Origin of the sequence: Halorubellus litoreus (assembly GCF_037081675.1) — an archaeon.
GTDB classification, from domain to species: domain Archaea; phylum Halobacteriota; class Halobacteria; order Halobacteriales; family Natrialbaceae; genus Halorubellus; species Halorubellus litoreus.
The window spans coordinates 1-22,120 of the sequence record NZ_JAZAQL010000006.1; the positions used below are offsets into that span (position 1 = coordinate 1).

The 22,120-nt window shown below is 70.4% G+C and carries 26 protein-coding genes and 1 pseudogene; 14 read left to right on the forward strand and 13 right to left on the reverse strand.

The window, feature by feature from the left end:
• Positions 1-183 (forward strand): annotated as a pseudogene (locus VYJ16_RS20875) (phosphate ABC transporter ATP-binding protein); the annotation flags it as partial.
• A gap of 130 nt (positions 184-313) precedes the next feature.
• Complete coding sequence (locus VYJ16_RS20880) at positions 314-919, forward strand: DUF8071 domain-containing protein (protein ID WP_336352253.1); 606 nt, start codon at positions 314-316, stop codon at positions 917-919.
• Between the two features lie 318 nt (positions 920-1,237).
• Here the strand turns inward: VYJ16_RS20880 and VYJ16_RS20885 are convergent, their stop codons facing one another.
• The 3 genes from VYJ16_RS20885 to VYJ16_RS20895 all read right to left on the reverse strand — a co-directional run bounded on the left by VYJ16_RS20885 (position 1,238) and on the right by VYJ16_RS20895 (position 2,933).
• Positions 1,238-1,525: a Sec-independent protein translocase subunit TatA/TatB gene (locus VYJ16_RS20885; RefSeq protein ID WP_336352254.1), complete on the reverse strand. Its 288-nt coding sequence runs from the start codon at positions 1,523-1,525 to the stop codon at positions 1,238-1,240.
• A 91-nt stretch (positions 1,526-1,616) separates the two neighbouring features.
• Positions 1,617-2,219 (reverse strand): YIP1 family protein, encoded by a 603-nt coding sequence (locus VYJ16_RS20890; protein ID WP_336352255.1) that lies wholly within the window; start codon positions 2,217-2,219, stop codon positions 1,617-1,619.
• Between the two features lie 33 nt (positions 2,220-2,252).
• Positions 2,253-2,933: a thymidine kinase gene (locus tag VYJ16_RS20895; RefSeq protein WP_379762925.1), complete on the reverse strand. Its 681-nt coding sequence runs from the start codon at positions 2,931-2,933 to the stop codon at positions 2,253-2,255.
• A 321-nt stretch (positions 2,934-3,254) separates the two neighbouring features.
• Between VYJ16_RS20895 and VYJ16_RS20900 the strand changes: the two genes are divergently transcribed.
• Complete coding sequence (locus tag VYJ16_RS20900) at positions 3,255-3,980, forward strand: nucleoside phosphorylase (RefSeq protein ID WP_336352256.1); 726 nt, start codon at positions 3,255-3,257, stop codon at positions 3,978-3,980.
• Positions 3,981-4,134: 154 nt separating this feature from the next.
• Here the strand turns inward: VYJ16_RS20900 and VYJ16_RS20905 are convergent, their stop codons facing one another.
• Positions 4,135-4,929, reverse strand: coding sequence for a DUF547 domain-containing protein (locus VYJ16_RS20905; protein ID WP_336352257.1), 795 nt, complete (start codon positions 4,927-4,929; stop codon positions 4,135-4,137).
• Positions 4,930-5,072: 143 nt separating this feature from the next.
• Here VYJ16_RS20905 and VYJ16_RS20910 point away from each other — a divergent pair, with 143 nt between their 5' ends.
• Positions 5,073-6,551 carry an HPP family protein gene (locus tag VYJ16_RS20910; protein WP_336352258.1) on the forward strand — a complete coding sequence of 493 codons (1,479 nt, stop codon included), beginning with the start codon at positions 5,073-5,075 and terminating at the stop codon, positions 6,549-6,551.
• Between the two features lie 94 nt (positions 6,552-6,645).
• Complete coding sequence (locus VYJ16_RS20915) at positions 6,646-7,047, forward strand: DUF7522 family protein (protein ID WP_336352259.1); 402 nt, start codon at positions 6,646-6,648, stop codon at positions 7,045-7,047.
• Between the two features lie 66 nt (positions 7,048-7,113).
• On the opposite strand, the gene VYJ16_RS20920 is transcribed toward VYJ16_RS20915, so the two are convergent.
• Positions 7,114-8,292, reverse strand: a complete 1,179-nt coding sequence (locus VYJ16_RS20920; protein ID WP_336352260.1) for an NAD-binding protein — start codon at positions 8,290-8,292, stop codon at positions 7,114-7,116.
• Between the two features lie 117 nt (positions 8,293-8,409).
• On the opposite strand from VYJ16_RS20920, the gene VYJ16_RS20925 reads away from it, so the two are divergent.
• The 4 genes from VYJ16_RS20925 (at position 8,410) to VYJ16_RS20940 (ending at position 12,048) form a co-directional block, all read left to right on the forward strand.
• A complete protein-coding gene (locus VYJ16_RS20925; protein WP_336352261.1) occupies positions 8,410-9,684 on the forward strand; it encodes a potassium channel family protein in 1,275 nt (424 codons plus the stop codon).
• Positions 9,681-10,859 carry a TrkA C-terminal domain-containing protein gene (locus VYJ16_RS20930; RefSeq protein WP_336352262.1) on the forward strand — a complete coding sequence of 393 codons (1,179 nt, stop codon included), beginning with the start codon at positions 9,681-9,683 and terminating at the stop codon, positions 10,857-10,859. Before VYJ16_RS20925 ends, VYJ16_RS20930 begins: the two co-directional genes overlap by 4 nt.
• Before the next feature lie 58 nt (positions 10,860-10,917).
• Complete coding sequence (locus tag VYJ16_RS20935) at positions 10,918-11,190, forward strand: ubiquitin-like small modifier protein 1 (RefSeq protein ID WP_336352263.1); 273 nt, start codon at positions 10,918-10,920, stop codon at positions 11,188-11,190.
• A gap of 81 nt (positions 11,191-11,271) precedes the next feature.
• A complete protein-coding gene (locus VYJ16_RS20940) occupies positions 11,272-12,048 on the forward strand; it encodes a Nif3-like dinuclear metal center hexameric protein (protein ID WP_336352264.1) in 777 nt (258 codons plus the stop codon).
• A gap of 89 nt (positions 12,049-12,137) precedes the next feature.
• Here VYJ16_RS20940 and VYJ16_RS20945 read toward each other — a convergent pair whose 3' ends face one another.
• On the reverse strand, positions 12,138-12,365 hold the full coding sequence (locus VYJ16_RS20945; RefSeq protein ID WP_336352265.1) for a hypothetical protein: 228 nt from the start codon (positions 12,363-12,365) through the stop codon (positions 12,138-12,140).
• 357 nt (positions 12,366-12,722) lie between these two features.
• On the opposite strand from VYJ16_RS20945, the gene VYJ16_RS20950 reads away from it, so the two are divergent.
• The 5 genes from VYJ16_RS20950 (at position 12,723) to VYJ16_RS20970 (ending at position 16,521) form a co-directional block, all read left to right on the forward strand.
• Entirely contained in the window at positions 12,723-13,577 is an 855-nt protein-coding gene (locus tag VYJ16_RS20950; RefSeq protein ID WP_336352266.1) for a mechanosensitive ion channel family protein, read from the forward strand.
• Between the two features lie 72 nt (positions 13,578-13,649).
• Positions 13,650-14,711 (forward strand): deoxyhypusine synthase, encoded by a 1,062-nt coding sequence (locus VYJ16_RS20955; protein ID WP_336352267.1) that lies wholly within the window; start codon positions 13,650-13,652, stop codon positions 14,709-14,711.
• Between the two features lie 136 nt (positions 14,712-14,847).
• Positions 14,848-15,312, forward strand: coding sequence for a universal stress protein (locus VYJ16_RS20960; RefSeq protein ID WP_336352268.1), 465 nt, complete (start codon positions 14,848-14,850; stop codon positions 15,310-15,312).
• Positions 15,313-15,387: 75 nt separating this feature from the next.
• Entirely contained in the window at positions 15,388-16,047 is a 660-nt protein-coding gene (locus tag VYJ16_RS20965; protein WP_336352269.1) for a cyclase family protein, read from the forward strand.
• A 210-nt stretch (positions 16,048-16,257) separates the two neighbouring features.
• A complete protein-coding gene (locus tag VYJ16_RS20970) occupies positions 16,258-16,521 on the forward strand; it encodes a hypothetical protein (protein ID WP_336352270.1) in 264 nt (87 codons plus the stop codon).
• 189 nt (positions 16,522-16,710) lie between these two features.
• Here the strand turns inward: VYJ16_RS20970 and VYJ16_RS20975 are convergent, their stop codons facing one another.
• The 7 genes from VYJ16_RS20975 to VYJ16_RS21005 form a co-directional block, all read right to left on the reverse strand.
• Positions 16,711-17,661 carry an ArsA family ATPase gene (locus tag VYJ16_RS20975; RefSeq protein WP_336352271.1) on the reverse strand — a complete coding sequence of 317 codons (951 nt, stop codon included), beginning with the start codon at positions 17,659-17,661 and terminating at the stop codon, positions 16,711-16,713.
• A 103-nt stretch (positions 17,662-17,764) separates the two neighbouring features.
• Positions 17,765-19,861, reverse strand: a complete 2,097-nt coding sequence (locus VYJ16_RS20980; RefSeq protein ID WP_336352272.1) for a hypothetical protein — start codon at positions 19,859-19,861, stop codon at positions 17,765-17,767.
• 128 nt (positions 19,862-19,989) lie between these two features.
• Positions 19,990-20,391, reverse strand: a complete 402-nt coding sequence (locus tag VYJ16_RS20985) for a hypothetical protein (protein WP_336352273.1) — start codon at positions 20,389-20,391, stop codon at positions 19,990-19,992.
• A complete protein-coding gene (locus tag VYJ16_RS20990) occupies positions 20,384-20,605 on the reverse strand; it encodes a hypothetical protein (RefSeq protein ID WP_336352274.1) in 222 nt (73 codons plus the stop codon). The genes VYJ16_RS20985 and VYJ16_RS20990 overlap by 8 nt, the downstream gene beginning before the upstream one ends.
• Before the next feature lie 148 nt (positions 20,606-20,753).
• Positions 20,754-20,918: a hypothetical protein gene (locus tag VYJ16_RS20995; protein WP_336352275.1), complete on the reverse strand. Its 165-nt coding sequence runs from the start codon at positions 20,916-20,918 to the stop codon at positions 20,754-20,756.
• Between the two features lie 110 nt (positions 20,919-21,028).
• Positions 21,029-21,553, reverse strand: coding sequence for a hypothetical protein (locus VYJ16_RS21000; protein ID WP_336352276.1), 525 nt, complete (start codon positions 21,551-21,553; stop codon positions 21,029-21,031).
• Positions 21,554-21,756: 203 nt separating this feature from the next.
• A complete protein-coding gene (locus tag VYJ16_RS21005; protein WP_336352277.1) occupies positions 21,757-21,984 on the reverse strand; it encodes a DUF1328 domain-containing protein in 228 nt (75 codons plus the stop codon).
• Positions 21,985-22,120 lie beyond the last annotated feature (136 nt).

A 22,120-nucleotide genomic window follows, 5' to 3' on the forward strand; every position in this document is an offset into this window, starting at 1 on the left:
CTCTCGAAGGAGTACACGGTCGTCATCGTCACCCACAACATGCAGCAGGCCGCCCGCATCTCGGACCAGACCGCGGTATTCCTCACCGGCGGGGAACTCGTCGAGTACGACGACACCGACAAGATCTTCGAGAACCCCGAGAGCCAGCGCGTCGAGGACTACATCACCGGCAAGTTCGGGTAATTCGACTCCATCACCCGTAAGTTCGGGTGACGTCTCGGCCGAAGACGGCGTCGCGGAGCGGGCGAGGGAAGCTGTAAGGCCGATTTGACTGTTCGGTGGTTTGATGTTTCTGTCTCGTGGAGGTGTGCGTATGGTGAAGTCGACAGACGAGCCCTCCAGTAGCGACGACTCGCCGCTGTCCGCGCTCGACGCGCCGGTCACGCCCGCCGATGGCGTCGACCGACTCCTCGGTGCCGGCGGCCGCGCCCGAGACGCGTTCCCGACGACGCGCGTCGTCCACGGCCTGTTCGGTCGTCGCGCATCGATATCGGTCACCCTGGTAGTCCTCGCCGGCGTCCTCGCCGTCGGCAGCGCCCAACACGTGTTCGCGACCGTCGGGTACGGCACGATCGAATCGTGGGCGTACGGGACGTGGACGGGCACGAACCCGGAACCGCTCGTGTTCCTCGGCGTCGCCGCACTCCTCGCGCTCGCGGCCGCGAGCGCCGCCGTGAACTCCGGGCTGGTCCCGACGACCGCACTCGTCGCCGCGCCCGTGTACGGCGTCGCTTTCACGCGCTACGGGACCAGCGAGACCTTCTCCAGGTTCGGCCCAGACGTCGTCTCGCTCCCCGAAGCAGCCGCGTTCGCCGCGTTCGTCGCCCTCCTCGCCGCCGTCCCCATCGCCGTTGTCGGGTTCGCAGTCGGAGTCGCGCTCCGCCGCGACCTCCCACTCCCACGGCCGACCGAGGAGTGATCGTCGCTTCACTCACCGTCTTCTCGCGGCCCTACCGACCGTCGCTTCACCCACTGTCTTCTCGCGGCCCTACCGACCGTCGCTTCACCCACTGTCTTCTCGCGGCCCTACCGGTAGGCTAGCAGCCTCGCGGGCTGACCGGTCGTCGACCACGATTGCCTATCGGCCTCGCGAACCGACCGGTGGTGGTTCGACCGACGTGCCATGAATGAGGTGGCGTAAATCGGATACCGCGATAGAGAATCCAAACGTGCGCGTCCCTGGGTCGGTGGACTGACGGAGGATTCGAGGACTGAGAACGGGCGTACAGGGGGCCGTTCAGGCCGAGGACGTGCGGTCCGAGTCGACGTCGGTTTCGAGGTCGGATTCGACGGTCGAGTCGCTTTCCGTCGCGTCGACGCCGTCGACGCCGTCGGATTTGACGCTGGTGGCGTCCTTGATCTCTCGTTCGATCTCGTCGCGGCCCTTCTGGAACTCGCCCATGGCTTCGCCGCTCGCGCGCGCGAGCTTCGGGAGCTTGTTCGCGCCGAACAGGAGGACGACGAGCATGAAGATGATGACGAGCTCGGGGCCGCCGAGCCCGCCGATGAACAGGGGTGGAAGCATGCGTATCGAAGTAATGGACGCGCTCTGAGAGCTTAAGCGTAGCTCTCAGCCATGAGAGCGACTGAAACGTCCGTTCTCGGTCGTCGACGTGCTAGATGATGTACCAGTTGCGGAGGAGCGTCTCGATTGCGGCGAGTGCGCGGAAGCCGTAGCCGTACGCGACGACGCCGGGGACGAGTGCGAGCACGACCGCGCGCGTCGTGGAGACGCGGTGGACGACGCGGACGCCGACGACGAGGAGCGCGAACGCGTACAGCCCGCAGACTGCGCGGACCTCGGGGGCGGGGATGCCGGCGAACACGCACGGCGCGGTCGCGTACCCGAGCACTTGCACGGTCTCGCTGACGCCGCCCCGGTCGGGGGCGAGCGCGGCGAGCAGGAGCGTCTCGACGGCCGCGAGGAGGTGGAGGCCCGCGGGGGCGACGAGGAGCACGGCGACGCCGAGCCAGAGCACGCCCGACAAGAGTTCGCTCCCCGCGATGACAGGATAGGCGTCCGGGACGAGCGCGAACCGCGTCGCTTCCGCGACGAGCACGACGAGCATCGCGAACGTCAACCCCGGGGCTTGGTCGCCGGGCGCGACGCCCGTCCGGTAGAACCGACTGGGGGCGGTCGCGACCTCGAACCACGCGCGCAGCACCGCTCGCGGCCCGCGGTCGCGGCCGCCTTCCGTGGACTCGACCCACTGCGTCATCTGGACTCGCGAGAGAGCGCGTCAGTCATCGTGTCACTCGTCCGCCGGCGGCGCGGACGCTCGCTCCTCGGAAGCGTCCTCGTCCGCGCACTCCTCGTCGGCGAACTCGTCGAGACTCCGGTCGAGCGACCCCGTCTGGAGCGTGTGACAGTTCCGGCAGCGCGCCTCGTAGGACTCCTCCGCGCCGACGAGGATCGTCGGGTCGTCGACGTGCGCGGGCTCGCCCTCGACGAGCCGCTGGTTGCGCGTCGCCGGCTCGCCACACACCGAGCAGATCGCCTGGAACTTCTCGACGTACTCCGCGGTCGCCATCAACTCCGGGAGCGGATGGAACGGCTCCCCGCGGAACGTCTGGTCGGTCCCGGACACGACGACGCGATACCCGTCGCTCGCGAGCGCGTCGCAGACGTCGACGAGCGTCGAGTCGAAGAAGTTCGCCTCGTCCACCGCGACGACATCCTCGTCCGTGACGTACTCCACGATCTCCCAGACGCCCTCACCCTCGTTCGGGACCGCAGTCGCGTCCCAATCCCGGCCCTCGTGACTCCCGATAACGTCGTCCCCGTACCGGTCGTCGACCGCGGGCGTAAACACGGCCACGTCCTGCTCCGCGATCCGCGCCCGCCGGAGCCGCCGCAGCAACTCCTCGGTCTTCCCGGAGAACATCGACCCCGTGATGACCTCCACCCAACCGCTGTTCGTGATGGCGTGCATTCGACAATCACGAGGCACGCCCACCGCGAAAAGCTTGCGAAGCACCACCACCTTTTTCCTGCGGAGGGTGCGCTCGCTGCGCTCGCGCACCCCCGCTTGGAAAAACGTGGGCGAAAAAACTCCCGAGCGCTCCCTCCGGTCGCGCTCGGTATGGGTGCGCTCGACCGCCACCGCACCGCCACCGCACCGCCACCGCCACCGCACCGCCGCCACGCCCACCACGAGGTTTACGTCTCACATAAACCCAATCGATGCGAGCGCACCTCCGATCCCGAACCGTGGAACGCGGCGTTTTAGTCACGCACCACCGAACCCGCGACCATGGCAAAACAACCGCATCTCCTCGTCGAAGAGGGAGACGTACACGAGATCGCCATCGTCCCCGGGGACCCGGGGCGCGTGGACCGCATCGCGAACATGTGCGACGACAGCGAAGTCGTCGCCGAGAACCGCGAGTACAAGGTCGTGAACGCGACGTACGACGACGTCGACCTCACCATCTGCTCGACCGGTATCGGGTGCCCGAGCGCCGCTATCGCCGTCGAGGAACTCGCGGCGGTGGGCGTCGAGACGTTCATCCGCTGCGGGACGACCGGCGCGCTCCAGGAGGGCATCGAGATCGGCGACATGATCGTCGCCACGGGCGCCGCGAAGAACGAGGGCACCAGCAAGCGCTACGAAGCCGCCGAATACCCCGCGGTCCCGGACTACGACGTCCTCTCCGCGCTCGTCGACGGCGCCGAAGCGAACGACGAAGACGTCCACGTCGGCCCCATCGCGAGCGACGACGCGTTCTACGCCGAGACCGACGAGTACGTCGAGGACTGGGAGCAAGCAGGCATCCTCTCCGTCGAGATGGAAGCCGCGACGCTGTTCACGCTCGCACGCCGCAAGGGCCTGCAAGCGGGCGCCATCTGTACCGTCGACGGGAACCTCGTCGAAGGCACCCAGAAAGGCGAAACGGACGCCGACGAACTCCCCGAGAAAGCGAAGAACAACGTCGAGCGCGCCATCCAGATCACGCTCGACGCCACCACGCAGGTTTAAGATGGAAGCCGCGGCGACCGACGGCATGCGCTAGCGAGTCGTCGTCCGCGCGGCCCAGGCGGGAGTGCAGTCGCCCCGCGGACGCCCACGAGACTGCCTGCTCGCCACACAACCCGTCGCGTCAACGCGGAATCAACCGACAGCAGCGGCGCCGTCACGCGTCCGCGTACTGCCCGAGCTTCAACGTCCAGTCGTACGCCGCCCACGCGAGCGACAGGTCCGCGGTCGCCGGGACCGCGTCGTGCTCGCGGAGGAAGCGCTTGATACCACGCTTTCCGCCGAAGTCGCCGCGATACCACGAGAACAGCTTCGGGACCGTCGCCGTCCCCGTCGACGGCTCGTAGCTGACCTCGGCGTCGAGATAGCCCCGCGTCGACGCGTCGAGCTGGTCGTCGACCGCCTCTTCGGTGTACGCGAGCACCGACGGACAGGACGCAGCGCCGCAGTTCAGCGCGAAGTGGATGCGGGGGTCGACGTCGTCGACACGATGCCGACGCTCGAACCTGCTCTGGCGGAGTCGCGGCACGTACCCGAGGCCGACGCCGCTCCGCGAACGCCGGAGGATGCCGTGCTCGACGTCGTCCACGCTCAGCGACTCGCCAGCGATAGTGAGGAGCTTCCGGCGGAAGATCGGGCGTCGCGGCACCAGTCCACGCTCCTCGAACAGCCGCGGCTCCTGGGCGAGGTGGTCCTGGACGCTGGCGTTGTAGACGTTCAGCCAGAACGCCAGACGTGCGTCGTCGTCGTCGAGCGCGTCCGCGAGCGCTTCGGGGTCGAGGTCCGCGAGCGCCCGACGGAACGTCGCGGGGTCGCCGTCCCCGGCCTTCGTCGCTCGCACGTACCCGACCGAGAGCGCGACCGGGTCCCCGGGCGGGCTCGCGTCGCCCGTCGCAGCGTCCACGGTCGCGTCCGAGCCGGCGCCTGCGTCCGACCCGGCGTCTCCAGTCATGGACGCTCGTTGGGAGTGCGTTCGCATAAGCAGTGGGCGGGCGTGCGACGGGGGCGCGACGCCGCCCAGTGGGTCGGCCACGCCCGGGCGGCGTCCACGACCGGAGGGAATCGCTTTACTCCCTCGGTGAGGAAGCACCGGGCATGTTCGAGGGGTGGCGGCCGCGGCTCTGGAGCGCGTGGCGGCGCGTCCGCCGGATAGAACGCCGCGAACTCCAGGAGTTCAAGAACTGGGTGGAGCACACGGGGAACCTCCTGCACCTGTCCGTGCTCGCGTTCGTCCCGCTCCTCATCGCGTTCGTCACGTACGTCTCGCAGGTGAGCCAGGAGGTGTCGTTCCTCCTGTTCCCGCCGCTGGCCTCGGGAACGTACACGCTGTTCGCGAACCCGGAGAGCAAGTACGCGTCGCCCGTGCGGTTCGTCGGCGGCCTCACCGCCGGCGCGCTCTGCGGGCTGTTCGCGGTCCGGACCACTGGATTGCTCCCGTGGGCCACAGGGAGTCCGGCGGCGACCGCTGCGAGCGCGGCGGTCGCGATCTTCGCGGTCGGGACGGTGACGTGGGCGGCGGACGTGGAGGCGCCGTCGGCGTTCTCCGCCGGATTGCTGACGCTCGTCGCGGACTACGGCGAGGTCGTGCCGTACGTCCTCGGCATCCTCGTCGCCTCCTCGTTCGTCGCGGGCGTGTTCTACGCGTGGCGCGAGCTGTTCTACGACCGGCGCGCGCAGTACCTCTACCAGACGACGAAGGGCGACGACCACGTGCTCGTGCCGGTCGTCGGCGACCAAGGGCGGGAGGCGGCGTTGTTCGCGGCGCACCTCGCGGCGGCGCACGAGGCGGGGAAGGTCGTCCTCCTGGACGTGGTTGCGGACGAGGACGTCGCGGCCGCCGAGGACGCCATCGCGGCCGAGCGTGCGGCTGACGGCAATGCACCCGTCGACAGCGACGGTGCAATCGGGGATGCGACGGCTGACGCGCGCGAGCAGGTCGCGGGGCAGGCGGCGATGCGGTTGGAGCGCCTCGCGAGCCGCATCCGGACGCAGGTCGGCGTTCCCTGCGAGGTCGTCGTCGCGAGCGCGGCGTCAGGGCGGACGAACGTGACGCTGCGTGCGGCCGAGGAGGCGAACTGCGACCTCGTCGTCGCGCCCTACGAGGAGTCCCACGGCTCGCTCTCGCCGTACCTGAAGGGGTTGTTCGACGCGCCCATCGACGTGGTCGTGTTCCGGAGCGGCGACGAGGAGCTCGACAGAGCGTGGCGGCGCGTGCTCGTCGCCGTCGGTCGCCCGGGCGATACCGCCCACGCGATGCTCGACTTCGCGACGCGCGTCGCCGGGCGAGCGGGGACGCTCGCGGTCTGTCACTGCATCGACGCGGAGAACCAGCGGCGGCGCGCGGAGGCGATGCTCGCGAACCTCGTGGAGACGTTCGACGTCGGGTTCGAGACGCGCGTGTCGCGAGCGAGCATCGAGCGGTTCCTCGGGGCGAACGCCACGCAGTACGACCTCGTCGTCGTCGGCGCGAGCACCGACCGGTCGGCGGCGTCGCGGTTCCTCGCCCCGCCGACGTTCGAACGCGTCACGGACGTGGAGACGGACGTCGCCATCGTCCACCGGGGCAGTCACTGACCGCGTCGCGCGACCGCGCCGAGCGCCGCCGTATCCCGACGCTTGTTGGCGATTCCACCGCTACGTTCAAGCCCGCACCCGCCCTAAGAGTGACATGAGTTCGCACGCGTCTCTCGACGAGCAACTGGTCTCCGCCATCCGAACCGCCCTCGGCGACGGCCTCCGGAGCGTCGTCCGCTTCGACCGCGAGGACTGGGCGGTGTGTTACCTCCGCAGCGACGTGGACCAATCGGTCGGTGGCCGGGACGCGCTCCAGGCGTGGTTCGTCGAGAACGAACGCCTCGGGTTCGACTCCGCCGCCGCGTACGGCGAGTACGCCGAGCGCGACGACGTCGAACCGGCGTTCGGCGAGTACCAGCTCACCGTTCGCGTCTTCGAGGACGGGCTCGTCGGGCGCGTCATCGTCGGCGACCGCGGCGTCCTGTTCACGACCGACCGGATGGCGCTCCGGAACGTCGAAGACGCCGGTCAGGCCGCCAGGAACGTCCTCGCCTGACTCGTCGACGTTCGCGCGACCGCTGACTCTCCCGACGCCCGATTCACTCCTCTCCCGACGCCCGATTCACTCTTCGGAGTCGTTCGACGTGGCGAGCGGGCCGTCGACGAGTCTATCGGCGATGATCTCGGAGTCGGTGCTGCCGAGCGCGGATTCGACGAGGAGGTGCCCGCCGATGAGCGCGGGACTGATGACGGTGTCCGCGCCCGCTCGCTTGAGTTTGTCGACGTTCTCTCGGTCGGTCGCGGCCGCGACGATATTCACGTCCGGGCGGAGTTCGCGCGCGGTGAGGATGGCGAGCGCGTCGTTCGCGTCGTCGTTCGTCGCCGCGACCACCGCTCGCGCCCGGTCGATGTGGACGCGAACGAGCGGTTCCTCGTCGCTCGGGTCCGCGACGACGAGCGGGACGTCGCGTTCTTTCAGTTCGGGGAGGTTCGTGTTCTCCGGTTTCGCGACGACGACGAAGTCGACCTTCGCGTCCGCGAGCTCGGTCAGTATCGGTTCGGTCAGGTCGCCGTACCCGAGGACGACGACGTGGTCCTCGAGGAGTTCCAGTTCTGATTCGTTCATGCGTCCAAGTGCGGTCGCGAAGCGGGCTTCCAGGAGTGGTGCGAACAGCGCGCCGAGTGCGGCCGTGAAGCTCGTCACGCCGACGACGAGCACCGACACCGCGAACAGTTCGCCGATGGTCGACTGCGGGGTGATGTCGCCGTACCCGACGGTGCTCGCGGTGACGACGGTGAAGTAGAACGCGTCCGCGAACGTCTCGACGCTCGGGAACTCCTCGCGGAGCGCCCACGTGCCGACGGTACCGTAGATCTGCGCGCCGACGAGCGCGAGCCCGGCCGCGATCTGGGAGTTCGTCAGTGCTACCTCGCGGTCGAAGCGCTCGCGGTTCCACCAGCAGACGCCGGTCGCGACGACCGACAACACGACGAGCGGGATGGAGAACACGCTCGACTGGACGAGTCCCTGCGCGGCCGTGACGGGGAGGAGGACGACAGCCGACAGCCAGGAGACGTGGAGTGCGCGTCGCATCGATGCAGCGGACACGAAGAGCACGAACCCCGTGAGGGTGCCCGTGAAGCCGGCTGCCTGCTGGACGCCGCTCGGGACGAACGCGGCGAGCGGGCCGGCTGTCGGGCTCGTGATGTTCACGAGTCCGGTCGCGACGGAGAGGACGGCGACGGCGCTGACGAGCGCCGCGGTCGCCCCGACGCCGGTCGGCCGGAATCGCCAGTCCATGCCCCGGCGTGCACGCTGGGTCGACTTAACGCTCTCGGCTCCCGGCGGCGACGCCGGCTCGCGAGTTCCCTCGGTCGGGCGACACCCATTTCACGGAGGGGCGTCTCCCCGGTGCGTATGGCTTCGCTTCCCGTCGAGTTCCTCTTCGGCATCTACCTCGGTCTCCTCACAGGTATCGTTCCGGCGTTCGTCTCAGGGACACTCGGCTTCTTCTTCAAGTACCTCACGGGCGTCACACTCCCCGGGCTCGGGGTCGTCGTGCTCGCGGTCGCCATCGCGGGCATCAACGGCGGCCTGATGGGGTTACTCGACCCGGCGGTGGCGAGTTCGCCGCGCGTCGTGACGGCGATAATCGTCGTGATGATGTTGTCGCTGTACGCGCACAGTCAAGGTGACAAACTCGGGGTGGCGCTCCCGAAGCGGTTCTCGCTCCGCCGGCTCCGCGAACGCACGCTGTCCGCGGACGTGCTGGACGTCTTCGGTGGCGTCACGGTGACGATCACGGGTGCGGTCGGCGACGTGGAGGGGTATCCGCCGCTGCCCGCGGACCTCCGCGGGAAGATCGCGGAGTCGACGTGGTCGTTCCCGGGCGACCTCCCGATCTCGGAGCTGGAGTCGCGGCTCGCGGATCGCCTGCGGACGGAGTTCGACCTCGCGGACGTGTCGGTGACTGTCGACTCGGGCGGGCGGGCGTCGGTGTCGGCGGCACCGCCGACGGGGACGCTCTCGCGGTCGGTCCCGAAGGGCAAACGCGCGGTCTCCATCACGGCGTTGCTCCCGACGGGCGTCGCTCGCGGCGACGAGGTGGTGGCGACGACCGAGGACGCGTCGGTGCGGGCGATGGTGCTATCGGCGCGGACGACGGGCGACGACCCGCCGGAGTCGCGGCCGGCGGTGACGCCACCGGACGAGGACGTGGTGACGGATGGCGGGACTGACGAGGTCGGCCCTGCGGCGCCGGTCGCGGCGCCGACGACGGACGGCGGCGAGGGTCGCATCACGCTCGCAGTGGATCGCGGGGAGGCGACGACGCTCCTGAGCGCGGACCGCGCTCGCGTCCGCGTCTGCTCGCGGGGCACGCACCGCGAGTTCGAGCTCGTCTCGCTCCTGCGGCGCGCCGGGAACCGCTTCCGGCGCGTCACGGTGCGCGCGGACGGCGCGCTCGACGGGACGACGATCGGTGGCGCGAGCGTCCGGGACGCGTACGGCGTCGCGATCCTCGCGGTCCGCGAGTCGACGCCGAGCACGACCGCGAAGAAGCGCGGTGGCGAGAGCGTGGAGAGCCGCTGGCGGTTCTCGCCGCGGGGCGACGTGGCGCTCGCGGCGGGCGACGAGTTGTTCGTGGTCGGCCGGACGGATGCACTCGACGCGTTCGTGGAGGTCGTCGCGTGAGCTCGCACTCGCTGCTTGCCGTCGCCGTCGAGGTCGGGACGCTCGCGGCGCTCTCGGGGGGCGTGAGCTTCGTCGTCGCGGTCGTCTACCGCTGGTGGGGGCGCGAGCGCGTCCCGGAGGGCATCGCGCTCCTGCTGGGGTTGACCGCGGTGGCGCTCGTGTTGAACACCGAGCAGACGCTGAGGCAGGTGCTCGACAGCGGTGGCGGCGGTGGCATCGACGAGGCGGTGCGGACGGTGACGACGTTCACGGCGAGCGCGATCGTCGCCGACCTCGGGCGGCGCGTCGGCGACCGGGGTGCGGCGAGCGCGTTCAGCGAGGGGGCGACGGCGCGGTTCGACCGCGAGCTCGCGCAGGTGGTGCGTGCCGGCGGGCGCGTGCTCGCGGTGACGCTCCCGGAGGACGTCGACGACATCGACGGGTACGACCCGGTTCCAGTGGAGACGAAGGAGGCGTTCGCGGGCGAGCGGTTCGTGTTCCCGCGGCGCGTCACCGTCGGCGAACTCGAGGACCGCATCCGCGCGCGCCTCGAGGACGACTACGGCGTCGGGCACGTTGACGTCGCCGTGACCGCCGACGGCGACGTGACGTACCTCGCGGTCGGCGCACGCGAGGCCGGGCTCGGGCCGACGCTCGCCCCTGGCGCGGCGGCGATAGCCGTGCAGGCGGACCCGGCGAACGCCGCGAGCGCGGGCGACGTGGTGCAGGTGTGGACGGCGAGTGCGGACGGCGAGCCGGAGCGCGTCGCGAACGCTGAGGTTCGCGCTGCGGTCGACGACGTCGTGACGCTCGTGTTGGACGCGGACGACGCCGCGGCGCTCGCGGACGACGTCGCGTACCGGCTCGCGACGCTCCCGAGTGCGCCCGCCGTCGAGCGCGAGTTCGCGGCGCTCCTCCGGGCCGCCGACGAGACGATGGGCGCGGTGGTCGTGGACGCGGACAGCCCGCTCCAGGGGTCGGTCGTCGGCGCGCTCGACGTCACCGTCGCCGCCATCCGCCGCCCCGACCGCGGCGTCACCCCGATCCCGGCGCGAGACACCCCGATCGAGGTCGGGGCGACGCTGTACGTCGTCGCCCGCCCGGACGCCCTCCGCGCGTTCGAGACCGCGGCCGCGAACGTGACCGCTCCCGTCGACGCCGTGGCGGACGCACCCGTCGACAGCGGCGACGACTGACTCCACTTCGGTGGGACCGTCCGAAACCGATTTCGGCGAGCGGGACCGACTCCCGGACGTGCACTGGAAGCTGTTTGCGGACCTCCGGGAGCGCGCCGGCGCGGAGACCGTCGACGTCGGCGACCCCGAGACGGTCGGGGAGGCACTCGACGCGCTGCTCGCCGAGCACGACGCGCTCCGGGAGCGCGTGCTCGACGCCGACGACGACGTGGTCGCGGACGTGAACGTCCTGAAGAACGGCGCGAACGTCTTCACCGCTGGCGACGGCCTCGACGAACCCGTGGGCGAGGGCGACGAACTCGCGTTGTTCCCACCCGTCTCCGGCGGCTGAATCGCACGCCGGGGCCCGACAGCGTCGACGCTCGCAACGAGAACCAGCGGTCTGAAGGCCCCGGCGAGCGCACGCTCGGGTATGCGACTGTCGACGTTCTGCGAGCGTCTCGACGACGAGCTCCGGACGAGTGACTACGCCGCCCTGGACGCGAGCGCGAACGGCCTCCAGGTCGGGCCGCGCGACGGCGAGGTCGAGCGCGTCGCGTTCTGCACGGACGGCGTCCGCGAGACCATCGAGCTGGCGGCAGACTGGGGCGCGGACGCGCTGGTCAGCCATCACGGCGTCTCCTGGGGAGGCATCGAGCGCGTCACCGAGCGCGCGTACGACCGGGTCGCGCCACTGGTCGAGAACGACGTCGCGCTGTACGTCTCGCACCTCCCACTCGACGGCCACCAGGAGCTCGGGAACGCCGCGGGCGTCGCCGACGTCCTCGAACTCGACGCGCGAGAACCGTTCGGCGCGGTCGGCCCCGAGCACGCCGGCACCCGCGGTCGGCTCCCCGCGCCCGCGTCGAGCGACGACCTCCGGGACGCACTCGCCAGCGAGCTCTCCACGGGCGGCCAGCCCGTGCAGGTCCTCGACCACGGCCCCGACGAACTCCGGGACGTCGCCATCGTCACCGGCGACGGCTCCGACTACGTCGACGAAGCCGCACGCAAGGACGTCGACGTCCTCGTCACCGGCGAAGCGAAACAGAAGACGTACCACGAAGCCCGCGAGGTCGACCTCACCGTCGTCCTCGCCGGCCACTACGCCACCGAGACCTTCGGCGTCCAGAACCTCCAGTCGCTCGTCGACGACGACTGGGAGGAACCGATCGAGACCACGTTCTTCGACGTCCCCACCGGGATCTGAGAACGAGAGCGCGGCCGCCCACTCCACCGGCGGCCAGCAGCTAGCGCCGGCGGCCGCCTCCACCTCCAGCAGCCAGTTCCGACGCCCGACTACACCTCCGGTTCGTTCCGCGCGTGCGAGACCTCGCGGTCGCTCGTCGCTCGCACCAGGTCCTCCGCGTCGTACTCCATCTCGTCGCCGTTGTCGAGTTCGGACACCGTCACCACCGTCCCGTCCGTCGACCACGCCGCTCGGAGGCCGTCGCGCTCGACGGCGTCGTACTCGGTCTGCGCCAGCTCGTACGCGAGCTCGTCCGCCTCGGTCTCACCAAGCGTCATCACGCGACCCGACACACGCCAGTGCCGTGTGCGTTTCGACCGCCGCGAGCCACCGCCGGTCCGCCACCGGCGCTCGCCGACCGTGCGTTCAAGTGCGATGCGGCGGCGAACGACGTCGTCGACGAGAACCAAGGGCGCGTCGGTCCAGGCGGGAGCGCCACCCGCCGACGCGCCAGCAGCCGGCACCACGTCGCCCACACCCCCGCCAGCGGAACGGACGCGGCCGGACGTGCCACGGGTGGCCTGCACGCCACAACCGACCGACCCCCAGCACCCAGCAAAGGGTCGACGAGCGATGGCGACGCCCACCGAGTCCCCCACACTCAAGGCCCTCGTCCGCGCACGGACAGCCGACACATGGCGCAACCGCGGACCATCGACACCCTCATCGGCGAACTCGTCGCCGTCTCCCAGGACGCGCTCGTCCTCGCGGTCGTCACCGCGAGCATCTACCTGCCCGCGCGCTACCTCCTCGTCCCCGGCGTCAAACGCGGCCTGCGCGCGCTCGGCGTCGACGACGCCGTCACGCTCCCGCTCGGGAAACTCCTCTGGGCGGCGTTCTCGGGGTTCGCGCTGTTCGCGGGCGTCACCGTCTCCGGCCTCGCGAGCTTCCTCGCCGCCACCGAAGCCATCACCGCCGGCGCCACCGTCGCCGTCGGGTTCGCGAGCAAGGACGTCCTCGGGAACCTCGTCAGCGGCGCGTTCATCGTCCTCGACCCGACGTACAACATCGGCGACTGGATCCGCTGGAAGGACAACGAAGGCATCATCGAGGACATCAGCTTCCGCGTCACGCGCATCCACACGTTCGACAACGAACTCGTCGTCGTCCCGAACTCGGAACTCACCGCGAACGCCGTCACGAACCCGGCGGCGAAGGACCGCCTGCGCGTGAGCACGACGTTCGGCATCGGGTACGAGGACGACGTCGAGCGCGCGGAGGCGATCATCGTCGAGGAGGCGCTCGCGAACGACGACGTCGTCGACCGCCCGGGGCCGACGGTTCGCGTCGCGGAGCTCGGCGACAACGCGGTCGTGCTCGACGCCCGCTTCTGGATCGCGGACCCCGCCCGGATGGACTTCGTGCGCATCCGCTCGGAGCTCACGTCCGCGGTGAAAGCGCGGTTCGACGACGAGGGCATCAGTCTCCCGGCACCGCAGCGCGAGCTCTCGGGCGCGCTCGCGACGACGCGCGTCGACGGCGACGCCTGAGCGCGGCGCGGTCGCCCGGCCGGTGACGGGGAATCCGAGTCGTTGAAACGCGTGGCCGTCGGACACGGGAGCATGACCGAGGACGCTGGCGGGAGCGAGCACGACGCGGGCGACGACCACGAGCACGACGGGCACGCGGAGCCCGAGCGGGAGACGTTCCACCACGACCCCATCGGGCACGCCGACGTCCGCGGCGGGATGACCGTCGGCGAGCTCGTCGAGGAGTACGGGCACGCTGGCATCGGGGCAGCGGACGTCAGCGAGGCCGTGGACGTGACCGCGGAGATGTTCGGCGACGAGGATACGACAGTGTTCATGGGGCTCGCAGGTGCGATGGTGCCGACGGGGATGCGCCAGGTCGTCAGCGACCTCGTCCGCGACGGGTACGTGGACGTGCTCGTGACGACGGGCGCGAACCTGACGCACGACGCCATCGAGGCAATCGGCGGGAAACATCATCACGGTTCCGAGCACTGCCCCGGGAAGTCGGCGCGCGAGCACGACGAACAGCTCCGGGACGAGGAGGTCGACCGCATCTATAATGTCTACCTCCCCCAGGAGCACTTCGCGCTCTTCGAGAGCCACCTCCGCGACGAGGTGTTCCCCGAGATCGAGGAAACCGTGACGATCGCGCGGCTCTGCGAGGAACTCGGCCGTGCGAACGCCGAGGTGAACGAGCGCGAGGGCATCGAGGAGGACGCGGGGCTCGCGGCGGCGTGCTACGAGAACGACGTCCCCGTGTACTGTCCCGCGGTCCAGGACTCGGTCCTGGGTCTGCAGGCGTGGATGTACACGCAGGTGACGGACTTCCAGCTGGACGCGACCGGCGACATGGGGCCGCTGACGGACTTGGCGTTCGACGCCGAGTCAGCTGGTGCGTTCGTCGTCGGCGGTGGCGTCCCGAAGAACTTCGTCCTGCAGACGATGCTCGTGTCGCCGGACGCGTACGACTACGCCGTCCAACTGACGATGGACCCACCCCACACGGGCGGATTGTCGGGCGCGACGCTGGACGAGGCGCGCTCGTGGGGGAAGCTCGAGAAGGCGGCGGAGAACGCGAGCGTGTACGCCGACGCCACCATCACGCTCCCGCTGCTCGTCGCCGCGGCACGCGAGCGCGTCGAGAGCGAGTGAGCGCGGTCGCACGAGGACAGCCGCAGGAGAACGGTCGCGTGAGAACGGTCGCGTGAGAACGGTCGCGTGAGAGCGACCGCGCGAGTATTGTTCGTTCGGAGATAGCTTCTTGGTCGCTGCGCGCTTCGGTTCGAGTGTGACGATACTCGTTCCCTACGACGGCTCCGGGCTCTCGAAGACCGCGCTCTCCCGCGCGCAGACGTTCGCCGAGTACACCGACGACGACCTGCTCGCGCTCGTCGTCATCCCCGACGAACCCGGGTACGCGCACCGCCACGCGTGGCTGGAGCCCGAGGACACGTTCGACGTCGGCGTGATAGAGCGGAAGCTCACGCAGGAGATCCGGGACGTTGCGCCGGACGCGGACGTCCGCGCGGAGTTCGTGGAGAACACGGAGCCGACCGCGGACACGACGACGGTCGTCGTCCGCACCATCAAGGAGGTCGCTGCGGAGGTCGCGGCCCGAGTGGTGTTCGTCGGCAGCCAGAACGCGGGGAAGGTGACGCGGCCGCTCGCGAGCATCGGGGGGACGGTCGCGGACGACGCGCGCTACGACGTCCACATCGTCCGGCATCCCGACCCCGAGTTCGCGAGCGACTGAGCCCGCGACGGCCGCGGCGTCCCGCCCGGTTCTGGAACCACCATCGCTTTCTCGCCGGTGGGCGTCGTCACCGGCATGACGCTCACGGATCTGACTCATAGCGTGGCGGAGGGGATGCCGGTGTATCCGGGGACGACGCCGGTCGAGTTCGAGCGGACGACGTCGGTCGCCGAGGACGGCGCTCGCGCGCACGTCCTGACGCTCCAGACGCACGCCGGGACGCACGTCGACGCGCCGTGCCACATGCGCGAGGGCGCACCGTGTCTGGACGCGTTCGACGTGGACGACTTCCGGTTCGACGCCGCTCTGGTGGATTGTACGGGTCACGGCGCTCGCGACCCCATCACGGTCGAGGACCTCCCCGCGTCGTCGGTCGCGGCGGACGCGGACCTGCTCGCGTTCGCGACCGGGTGGAGCGAACACTGGGGGACAGACCGCTACCGCGACCACCCCTATCTGACCGGGGCGGCGGCGGCGTGGTGCGCCGAGCGCGAGTGCTCGGTCGGCGTCGAGGGGTTCAGTCCCGACCCGACGCCGAGCGTCGACCCGTCCCGCGAGCGCGACGACGAGCCCGACGGGTATCCGGCGCACGACGCGCTGTTCGCCGCCGACCAGTTCATCGTCGAGAACCTCGACGACGCGAGCGCGCTCCCCGACGACTTCGTCCTGCACGCGTACCCGCTCCCCGTCGAGGGCGGCGACGGCTGTCCGGTGCGAGCGGTCGCCGAGTACTGACGAGGTCGGCGGCGGTCGATAACGGTTGACGGCGGTCGGTCGCCGCGAGGCCGTGAGGGGGTGCGCGGTGGCAACGCCGGCACCAACATGAACTTTTATTATAGACCGGTGTCGTTGTAGGGACACGATGAACGCAGTACACCTCGCATCCGCCCGCACCACCACGTCAGACCGCACCCAGAACACCACACCACCGACCCCGAACCCCACATGAGCACCCGAACCGACGCCACCTACGACGACCCCACGACCGCCAGCACGCGCACCGACCCGACGACCGACGACTTCTCCACGCACCCCGAGAACCCGCGAGCGACGGGCGACGACGCGCCGACGACGTCCGACGAGACGCTCACACCCGACGGCGACGTCCCCTGGACCGAGCGCTGCAAGCGCCAGTTCTCCACCACCGACACCAACCGCATGCGGAACCTCAACGACGACCAGAACCAGGCGATGCAGGACGGCGTTTGAAGACGTCCTCGCAGGACCACCCGAGCGACCGAAGGGAATCCTCAAGGCCCACGCGCCGGTACCCTCGACCGGCCGATGACGACCCCACCGGGCCGAGCCGGGGTGGCACCCGCGCGACGACGAGCCCTATGAGTACCGAGGCCAGTTTTCGCGAGGACTGCTCGGGCGTCGCCGCGAGCAACGGGTTCGTCAGTAATCGGCGACGAGGCGCGCGCCGAGGTCTCCGAGTGCGGTTCGCTGGTCGGCGTCCGCGTCGAACTCCGGGAGTTCGACGACGGCCCGCCCGGGGAACGCCTCGCGGAGTGCGCGCAACTGCTCGGCGTGCTGGACGGCCCGCGTCCGACATCGTTCGCAGTCCGCGTCGACGTCCCGGAGCACGCGGTTGACGACGACCGTCTCGACCGGGACGTCGTCGCGCGCGAGCTCCTCGACGAACCGCCGGGTCTCTGCGACCGCCATCGGTTCTGGTGTCGTGACGACGCGGAACTCCGCGCGGTCGGGCGCGCGAACGAGGTCGCGGACAGCCGCCATGCGATCGGCGAGCGCGGACAGCGATTCCTCGTCGGCGTCGTCGCCGCCGCGGCCGAACGCGTAGTACGCGGGCCCGAAGACGGCGCTTCGCGCGCCGTCGACGAGCCGGCGGACCTGCCCGCGTAGCGACGAGGTCGCCGCGAGCGTCTCCCGGAGGACGTCCGGCAGGTCGAGGAGTCTGAGCGTGTGTCCCGTCGGCGCGGTGTCGACGACGACGCGGTCGAAGTCCTCGTCGAGCGTTCCCGCGATGCACTCGAGCGCCGCGAGCTCGTCGCTCCCCGGTGCGATGCCGGCCGCGAACAACCGCTCGATCTCCTCGTCGTCGAGTCGGATGCCGGCCGACCGGAGTTCGTCGGCGACCGACTCCAGTACCGTCCGGTACGTTCGCTCGCCGGCCTCCGGGCCGACCTCGATCATCCAGAGGCCATCGGTTATCTGGCGGCGTCCCGTCCCGGGTTCGAGGCCGTACGCGTCCGCGAGCGAGTGCGCGGGGTCCGTGGAGACGACAAGCGTTCGCTCCCCGCGGTCGGCGGCCGCCAGCGCGGTCGCTGCCGCAGCAGTCGTCTTCCCGACACCGCCCTTTCCGCCGTAGAACACGTACTGCTGCACGTGCTCTCGTTGGCGTGCTATCGGGTTAAGCGCCGCGCCACCCCTGCTCGACGTCGACCGTGCGGGCCGCCGAGGTGTCGGGACCGACGCGTTCGAGACCTCGCTACAGCTTCTCGGCTCGCTTCGCTTGTTCGGTGCGCTCTCTGGCCTGCTGGAGGCGTTTGTCTGTCGCGAGCCCGAGGTCGTCGGGGATGGCGTCGCTGGCGTCGGCGAGCTTGTCGGCGACGCGCTGGAGTCGCTCGACGACGGTCTCGAGCTGTCGGTCGGCGTTCTCGCGGTCGCCGGCGGCGGCGCGTTCCGCGGCGCGCTCGGCAGCGTCGACGACGGCACCGAGCGCCTGTGCGAGGCCCTCGACCGAGTTCTGGCGGCCCCCTTCGTCGTCGTCGACCTCGACGGCCTCGACCTGCCCCTGGGTCTCCGCGGCGACGTCCGCGACGTACGTCGCGAGCGGCGTCTTCCCGGTCGTCGCGTTCTCGACGCGGACCCGGTCCTCGTCGTCGGCGTCGGAACTGGCGGGTGGGTTGACGCGGAACGCCCCGACCTCGTCGTCGCTGTCGCGAACCTCGGTCGTGAACGCGCCGCCGCGGTGGACGTAGAGCCCGTCGCGGTCGCCGTCGCCGAGCGGGGCGTCGTAGAGCCGGCCGCCGAAGTCGTCCGAGACCGCGACTCGGGCGAGGTCCCGGTCCGCGTCGCGGCCGTCGACGTCGAGCTTCACCGCGTTCTCGCGAGCGACCAGGGGGATCTCGCCGTCGACGCCCGCGACCGTCGTCCCGCCCCCGTCGCCCGCCGCATCGTCGCCGCCCACGGACACGGGTTCGCTGTGCGGGGCGACCCCAGCGCCGTTCACGGTGAGCGCGTGGTCGCCCGCGGGGACGTCCTGGACGGCGGCGACGCCGCGGAACGTCGGGACCGCCTCGGGGTCGCTCTCCAGGAGCGCCACCGCCTCGGTCCCGGTCTCCTCGGTCGTCACGCCGTCGCCGTCGGGGGCGTCGGGTGCGCTGACCGCGTTCGTGACGAACGCGACGACCTGGTTCGCGGGCGAGGGCTCGCCGATCGCGTCGTAGCGGTCCGCGAGCGCGCCGCGGTGGCGTGGTTCGGTGATGTCGTTCGCGGGATTCCCGTACCGCGGGTCCTGCCAGGGGACGCCCGTGGTCGTGATGTGGCTCGCGATGGCGTCCTCGGCGAACTTCGGGACCGCGAACTCGAAGCTCAACTGCGGGCCGACGTGGTCGTCGATGTACTCCAACTCGGCCGTGGGAACGAGGTCGTACGTCTCGTCGGCGCTCCCGTCGTCTCGGGCCTCGTGCTCGAAGACGAGGCCGTTCTCGCGCGCCGGCAGGTCCACCGGTGGCGAATCGAGCGCGTCGAACGACCGCACGGTGACGTCGCCGGGCACGAAGTCCGATTCGGTCACGTCCGGGAGGCGCTCGTGGTCGTAGACGGGCGTCTCGTCGAGCTCCGGGACGGCGAAGGGGAGCGCGAGCCCTTCGTCGCGCGGCAGGCCGTACGCGAGCGGGATGGCGGCGGCGTCCTCGACGCTGTCGACGACGCTGTTCGTGACGTCCGCGACGTCGTTCTCGATGGGGAACCGCTGGAAGCGCTCCTCGTCGGCGTTCACGGACAGCCCGCTGGAGTGCGAGCCGAGCTCGGAGAGCACGCGCGGACGCCGGTCGGGGTCGGGATCGAGGAACTCGTTGTTCGGGACCTTCCGCGAGTGCGAGCTCGCGACGTACAACTGGGGTTCCTCGGTGTCGGTGTCGACGAAGACCTGGAGGAGCTCCCAGTCGTGCCAGTGGAAGTTCGTCGTGAACTGGTCGAACGCCGAGTAGAACCAGTACTGGACGACCGCGAGCGGGGAGTCCGCGTACTCGCGGACGTTGTAGAACACGCGCGGCTCGGGCGGGTCCTCGTGGCCGCCGGCGGCGACGTACCCGTTGAGCGCGTCGAACCCGTCGACGATGGTGTCGCCGTCGCGTTCGGACTCGAACTGTCGCGGGTCGGTCGGGAACCAGCGTTCGCGCCGGTCGAAGACGAGCGTCGGCGTGAACCGCGCGGCGAGGTCGCGAGCCCGGTCGTCGTCGACCGACGTGCTCTCGCCGTCCTCGCCCGCGTCGAGCAGCGAGCAGCCCGCGAGCGTGGTGGTCGCACCGGCCGCGACGGCGAGGAGCGAACGTCGGTCGAGCGACGGCCCGTCCGTCATCGCGTCACCTGCATCTCGTGCGTGCCCTGCGGTGCACTGGTCAAGATACCACGGCCTAATCGCTCCTCGCTCAATAGGGTTCGGTCGGCCGGCGAGCGCGTGCGGCGCCCGTCGCCGGGACGAGTACCTCAGGCGGCGAACCGACGGACTCGGTCGACGGCCGCGGCGGCGCCCGCGACGAGCGCGGACGCGACGCCGCCGAGTCGGAGTTCCACCGGTTCGACGCCCACTCGCCGAAGGAGCAGGCTCGCTCTGGTGTCCGCGCCCAGAGCCAGGACGGTCCGGTGTCGGACGCGCACTTCGAGCGCGACGTCGGCCGCGCGCAGCAGCGCGTCGACCTCCCGGTAGTCCAACGCCGGTCGACGGCGGACCGCCCGCACGGCTGCTCGAACGGTCGGGAAGTCGACGGACAGGCGGTCGCCCGTCGACGCGACCGCGACCGGGGTGTCGTCGACCGAGACGTCGAGGTCGACCGCGACGTCGAGGGGTGCGCGGTCCGCAGGGTCGAGCGGCGCGCGAGCCTCACTCACGTTCGCGGGTCGTGATGACGACGGTGCCGTCGAGCCGCCAGCGGGCGGACTCGGCGTCCGCGCCGACCTTGCTCGGGACGTCGACGTGCATGTCGTCGAACTCGTAGTGAATCTCCGCGTTCCGACCGGTCAGTCGGTCGTAGAGCCCGATAGCGAGCTCCGGCCAGGTGTTCGTCTCGTCGATGCGTTCGTCGTGAACGGATGATTCCGCCATGGTCGACCGTCGTCGGCGACACGGAAGGCAGTAGTTTCGAGTAGGTGACGAGACCTTCCCAGTAGGGGACGGCAGTCGACCGTTCGTCGGGAGGGGGGCGTCGACGGTCGGCGGGCACGGCTGCCCGCGCGCACGGCCCTGGCCGCTTTCACGACGGGTCGCGGTGCCTGAGCACCTCGGCGGTCGCACTCGGGACCGGCGTCCCGCAGTCTCGGCACACCCACCGCGTGCGAGCGCCCTCGAGGCGGCGCTCCATGTCCTGCCGGTAGCGGAGGCGCGCGCCGCACTGGCAGGTGTACGTCGCCGGACACATACAATCCCATACGAGGCGAACTGGCTTGAATCGCACCGCAGACCGTGGCGGAGCGTCGCCGCGGTCGATTCCGGCTACGGCCGCTGGAGCGTCGCAGCGGTCGATTCCGGCTACGTCGGGAGTTCGGTCCGGGTGTGTGGGACGTCGCATTGGAGTTCCCCGAGTGGGAGTCGTTTCGCCCCCGGCACGTCCAGTTGTGCCGTGGCCGTGAGCGACCCGTCGACGTGGATTGCCTCGGCATCGACGTCGCCGGGCAGGAACCGTTCGAGGTGCGTCCTCGCGGTGCTGTCGGACGCGACGAGTGGCGTCTCGAGGTTCGCGGGCGCCGACCCGTTGGCGTCCGCGGCCCAGAGCACGTTCGCGACCGTCCGGTCGTCGGCGGCGTACCCGATCCGGAGGTTGACGGCGGTGACCTCGAGGTCGACTGGGAGTTCGTTCGACACGACGATGTCGAGGTCGAGGTCGGTCGGGGATGCATCCGCCGTCAGGTCCAGTTCGACCGTGTCGACGTGGACGTCCCGGTCCATCCGCGCTTCGAGTCGCTTGACGATGTGCTCGGAGAACCGCCACCCGAGGATCGGGACGTACTTGAGGTAGCGAGCGGCCCAGGCGAGCGCCCACAGGCGAACGATCATGGGTGGTTCGGTCTCGCGAGCCCGGGCGAGCGATTCGAACGCGCAGGCGAGCGCGTTCGAGATGGTTCGGGTGTCGCGCCGTCAGAGGTGTCGAGTGCAGGAGGCATGCGTTGGTGTGGGGAGTCGAGGACTGCCAGGGGAGGTGGAAGAACTGCTTGCGAGGGCGAGCGGTCTCGCGGCCCTCGGTACCGCCCGAGTCGTCGTCAGAGGACGATCGAGACGACGGCGAGCACGAGGAAGATGATGACTAACCACTTCGCGATCTCCATCGTGACGCCGGCGATTCCGCGCGCGCCGAGCACGGCAGCGACGATCGCGATCACGAAGAACACGACCGCGTACTGGAGGAACTGCCCCGAGAACAACAGGGGCGTCCCTTCGAGTGATGCGAGCTGGGTGGCGACGGTCGCTGGGAGGGAACTGAGCGACATGCGTGGAGAGACGGGAGTCTCGTACGTAGTGATGCCACCAAAGAACCAGTCACGGAGCTGATAACCGACTCGCGGAGTGAGAGTGCCGACGTCGACTCCCGGGTCCCCCTGGGAGCAACCACGCACCGGGATGCGT

Excerpts from the sequence above, each read along its gene's own strand:
- VYJ16_RS20880 (WP_336352253.1), top strand. The coding sequence starts at position 314 with ATGGTGAAGTCGACAGACGAGCCCTCCAGTAGCGACGACTCGCCGCTG.
- VYJ16_RS20885 (WP_336352254.1), bottom strand. The coding sequence starts at position 1,525 with ATGCTTCCACCCCTGTTCATCGGCGGGCTCGGCGGCCCCGAGCTCGTC.
- VYJ16_RS20890 (WP_336352255.1), bottom strand. The coding sequence starts at position 2,219 with ATGACGCAGTGGGTCGAGTCCACGGAAGGCGGCCGCGACCGCGGGCCG.
- VYJ16_RS20895 (WP_379762925.1), bottom strand. The coding sequence starts at position 2,933 with ATGCACGCCATCACGAACAGCGGTTGGGTGGAGGTCATCACGGGGTCG.
- VYJ16_RS20900 (WP_336352256.1), top strand. The coding sequence starts at position 3,255 with ATGGCAAAACAACCGCATCTCCTCGTCGAAGAGGGAGACGTACACGAG.
- VYJ16_RS20905 (WP_336352257.1), bottom strand. The coding sequence starts at position 4,929 with ATGACTGGAGACGCCGGGTCGGACGCAGGCGCCGGCTCGGACGCGACC.
- VYJ16_RS20910 (WP_336352258.1), top strand. The coding sequence starts at position 5,073 with ATGTTCGAGGGGTGGCGGCCGCGGCTCTGGAGCGCGTGGCGGCGCGTC.
- VYJ16_RS20915 (WP_336352259.1), top strand. The coding sequence starts at position 6,646 with ATGAGTTCGCACGCGTCTCTCGACGAGCAACTGGTCTCCGCCATCCGA.
- VYJ16_RS20920 (WP_336352260.1), bottom strand. The coding sequence starts at position 8,292 with ATGGACTGGCGATTCCGGCCGACCGGCGTCGGGGCGACCGCGGCGCTC.
- VYJ16_RS20925 (WP_336352261.1), top strand. The coding sequence starts at position 8,410 with ATGGCTTCGCTTCCCGTCGAGTTCCTCTTCGGCATCTACCTCGGTCTC.
- VYJ16_RS20940 (WP_336352264.1), top strand. The coding sequence starts at position 11,272 with ATGCGACTGTCGACGTTCTGCGAGCGTCTCGACGACGAGCTCCGGACG.
- VYJ16_RS20945 (WP_336352265.1), bottom strand. The coding sequence starts at position 12,365 with ATGACGCTTGGTGAGACCGAGGCGGACGAGCTCGCGTACGAGCTGGCG.
- VYJ16_RS20950 (WP_336352266.1), top strand. The coding sequence starts at position 12,723 with ATGGCGCAACCGCGGACCATCGACACCCTCATCGGCGAACTCGTCGCC.
- VYJ16_RS20955 (WP_336352267.1), top strand. The coding sequence starts at position 13,650 with ATGACCGAGGACGCTGGCGGGAGCGAGCACGACGCGGGCGACGACCAC.
- VYJ16_RS20965 (WP_336352269.1), top strand. The coding sequence starts at position 15,388 with ATGACGCTCACGGATCTGACTCATAGCGTGGCGGAGGGGATGCCGGTG.
- VYJ16_RS20970 (WP_336352270.1), top strand. The coding sequence starts at position 16,258 with ATGAGCACCCGAACCGACGCCACCTACGACGACCCCACGACCGCCAGC.
- VYJ16_RS20980 (WP_336352272.1), bottom strand. The coding sequence starts at position 19,861 with ATGACGGACGGGCCGTCGCTCGACCGACGTTCGCTCCTCGCCGTCGCG.
- VYJ16_RS20990 (WP_336352274.1), bottom strand. The coding sequence starts at position 20,605 with ATGGCGGAATCATCCGTTCACGACGAACGCATCGACGAGACGAACACC.
- VYJ16_RS20995 (WP_336352275.1), bottom strand. The coding sequence starts at position 20,918 with ATGTGTCCGGCGACGTACACCTGCCAGTGCGGCGCGCGCCTCCGCTAC.
- VYJ16_RS21000 (WP_336352276.1), bottom strand. The coding sequence starts at position 21,553 with ATGATCGTTCGCCTGTGGGCGCTCGCCTGGGCCGCTCGCTACCTCAAG.
- VYJ16_RS21005 (WP_336352277.1), bottom strand. The coding sequence starts at position 21,984 with ATGTCGCTCAGTTCCCTCCCAGCGACCGTCGCCACCCAGCTCGCATCA.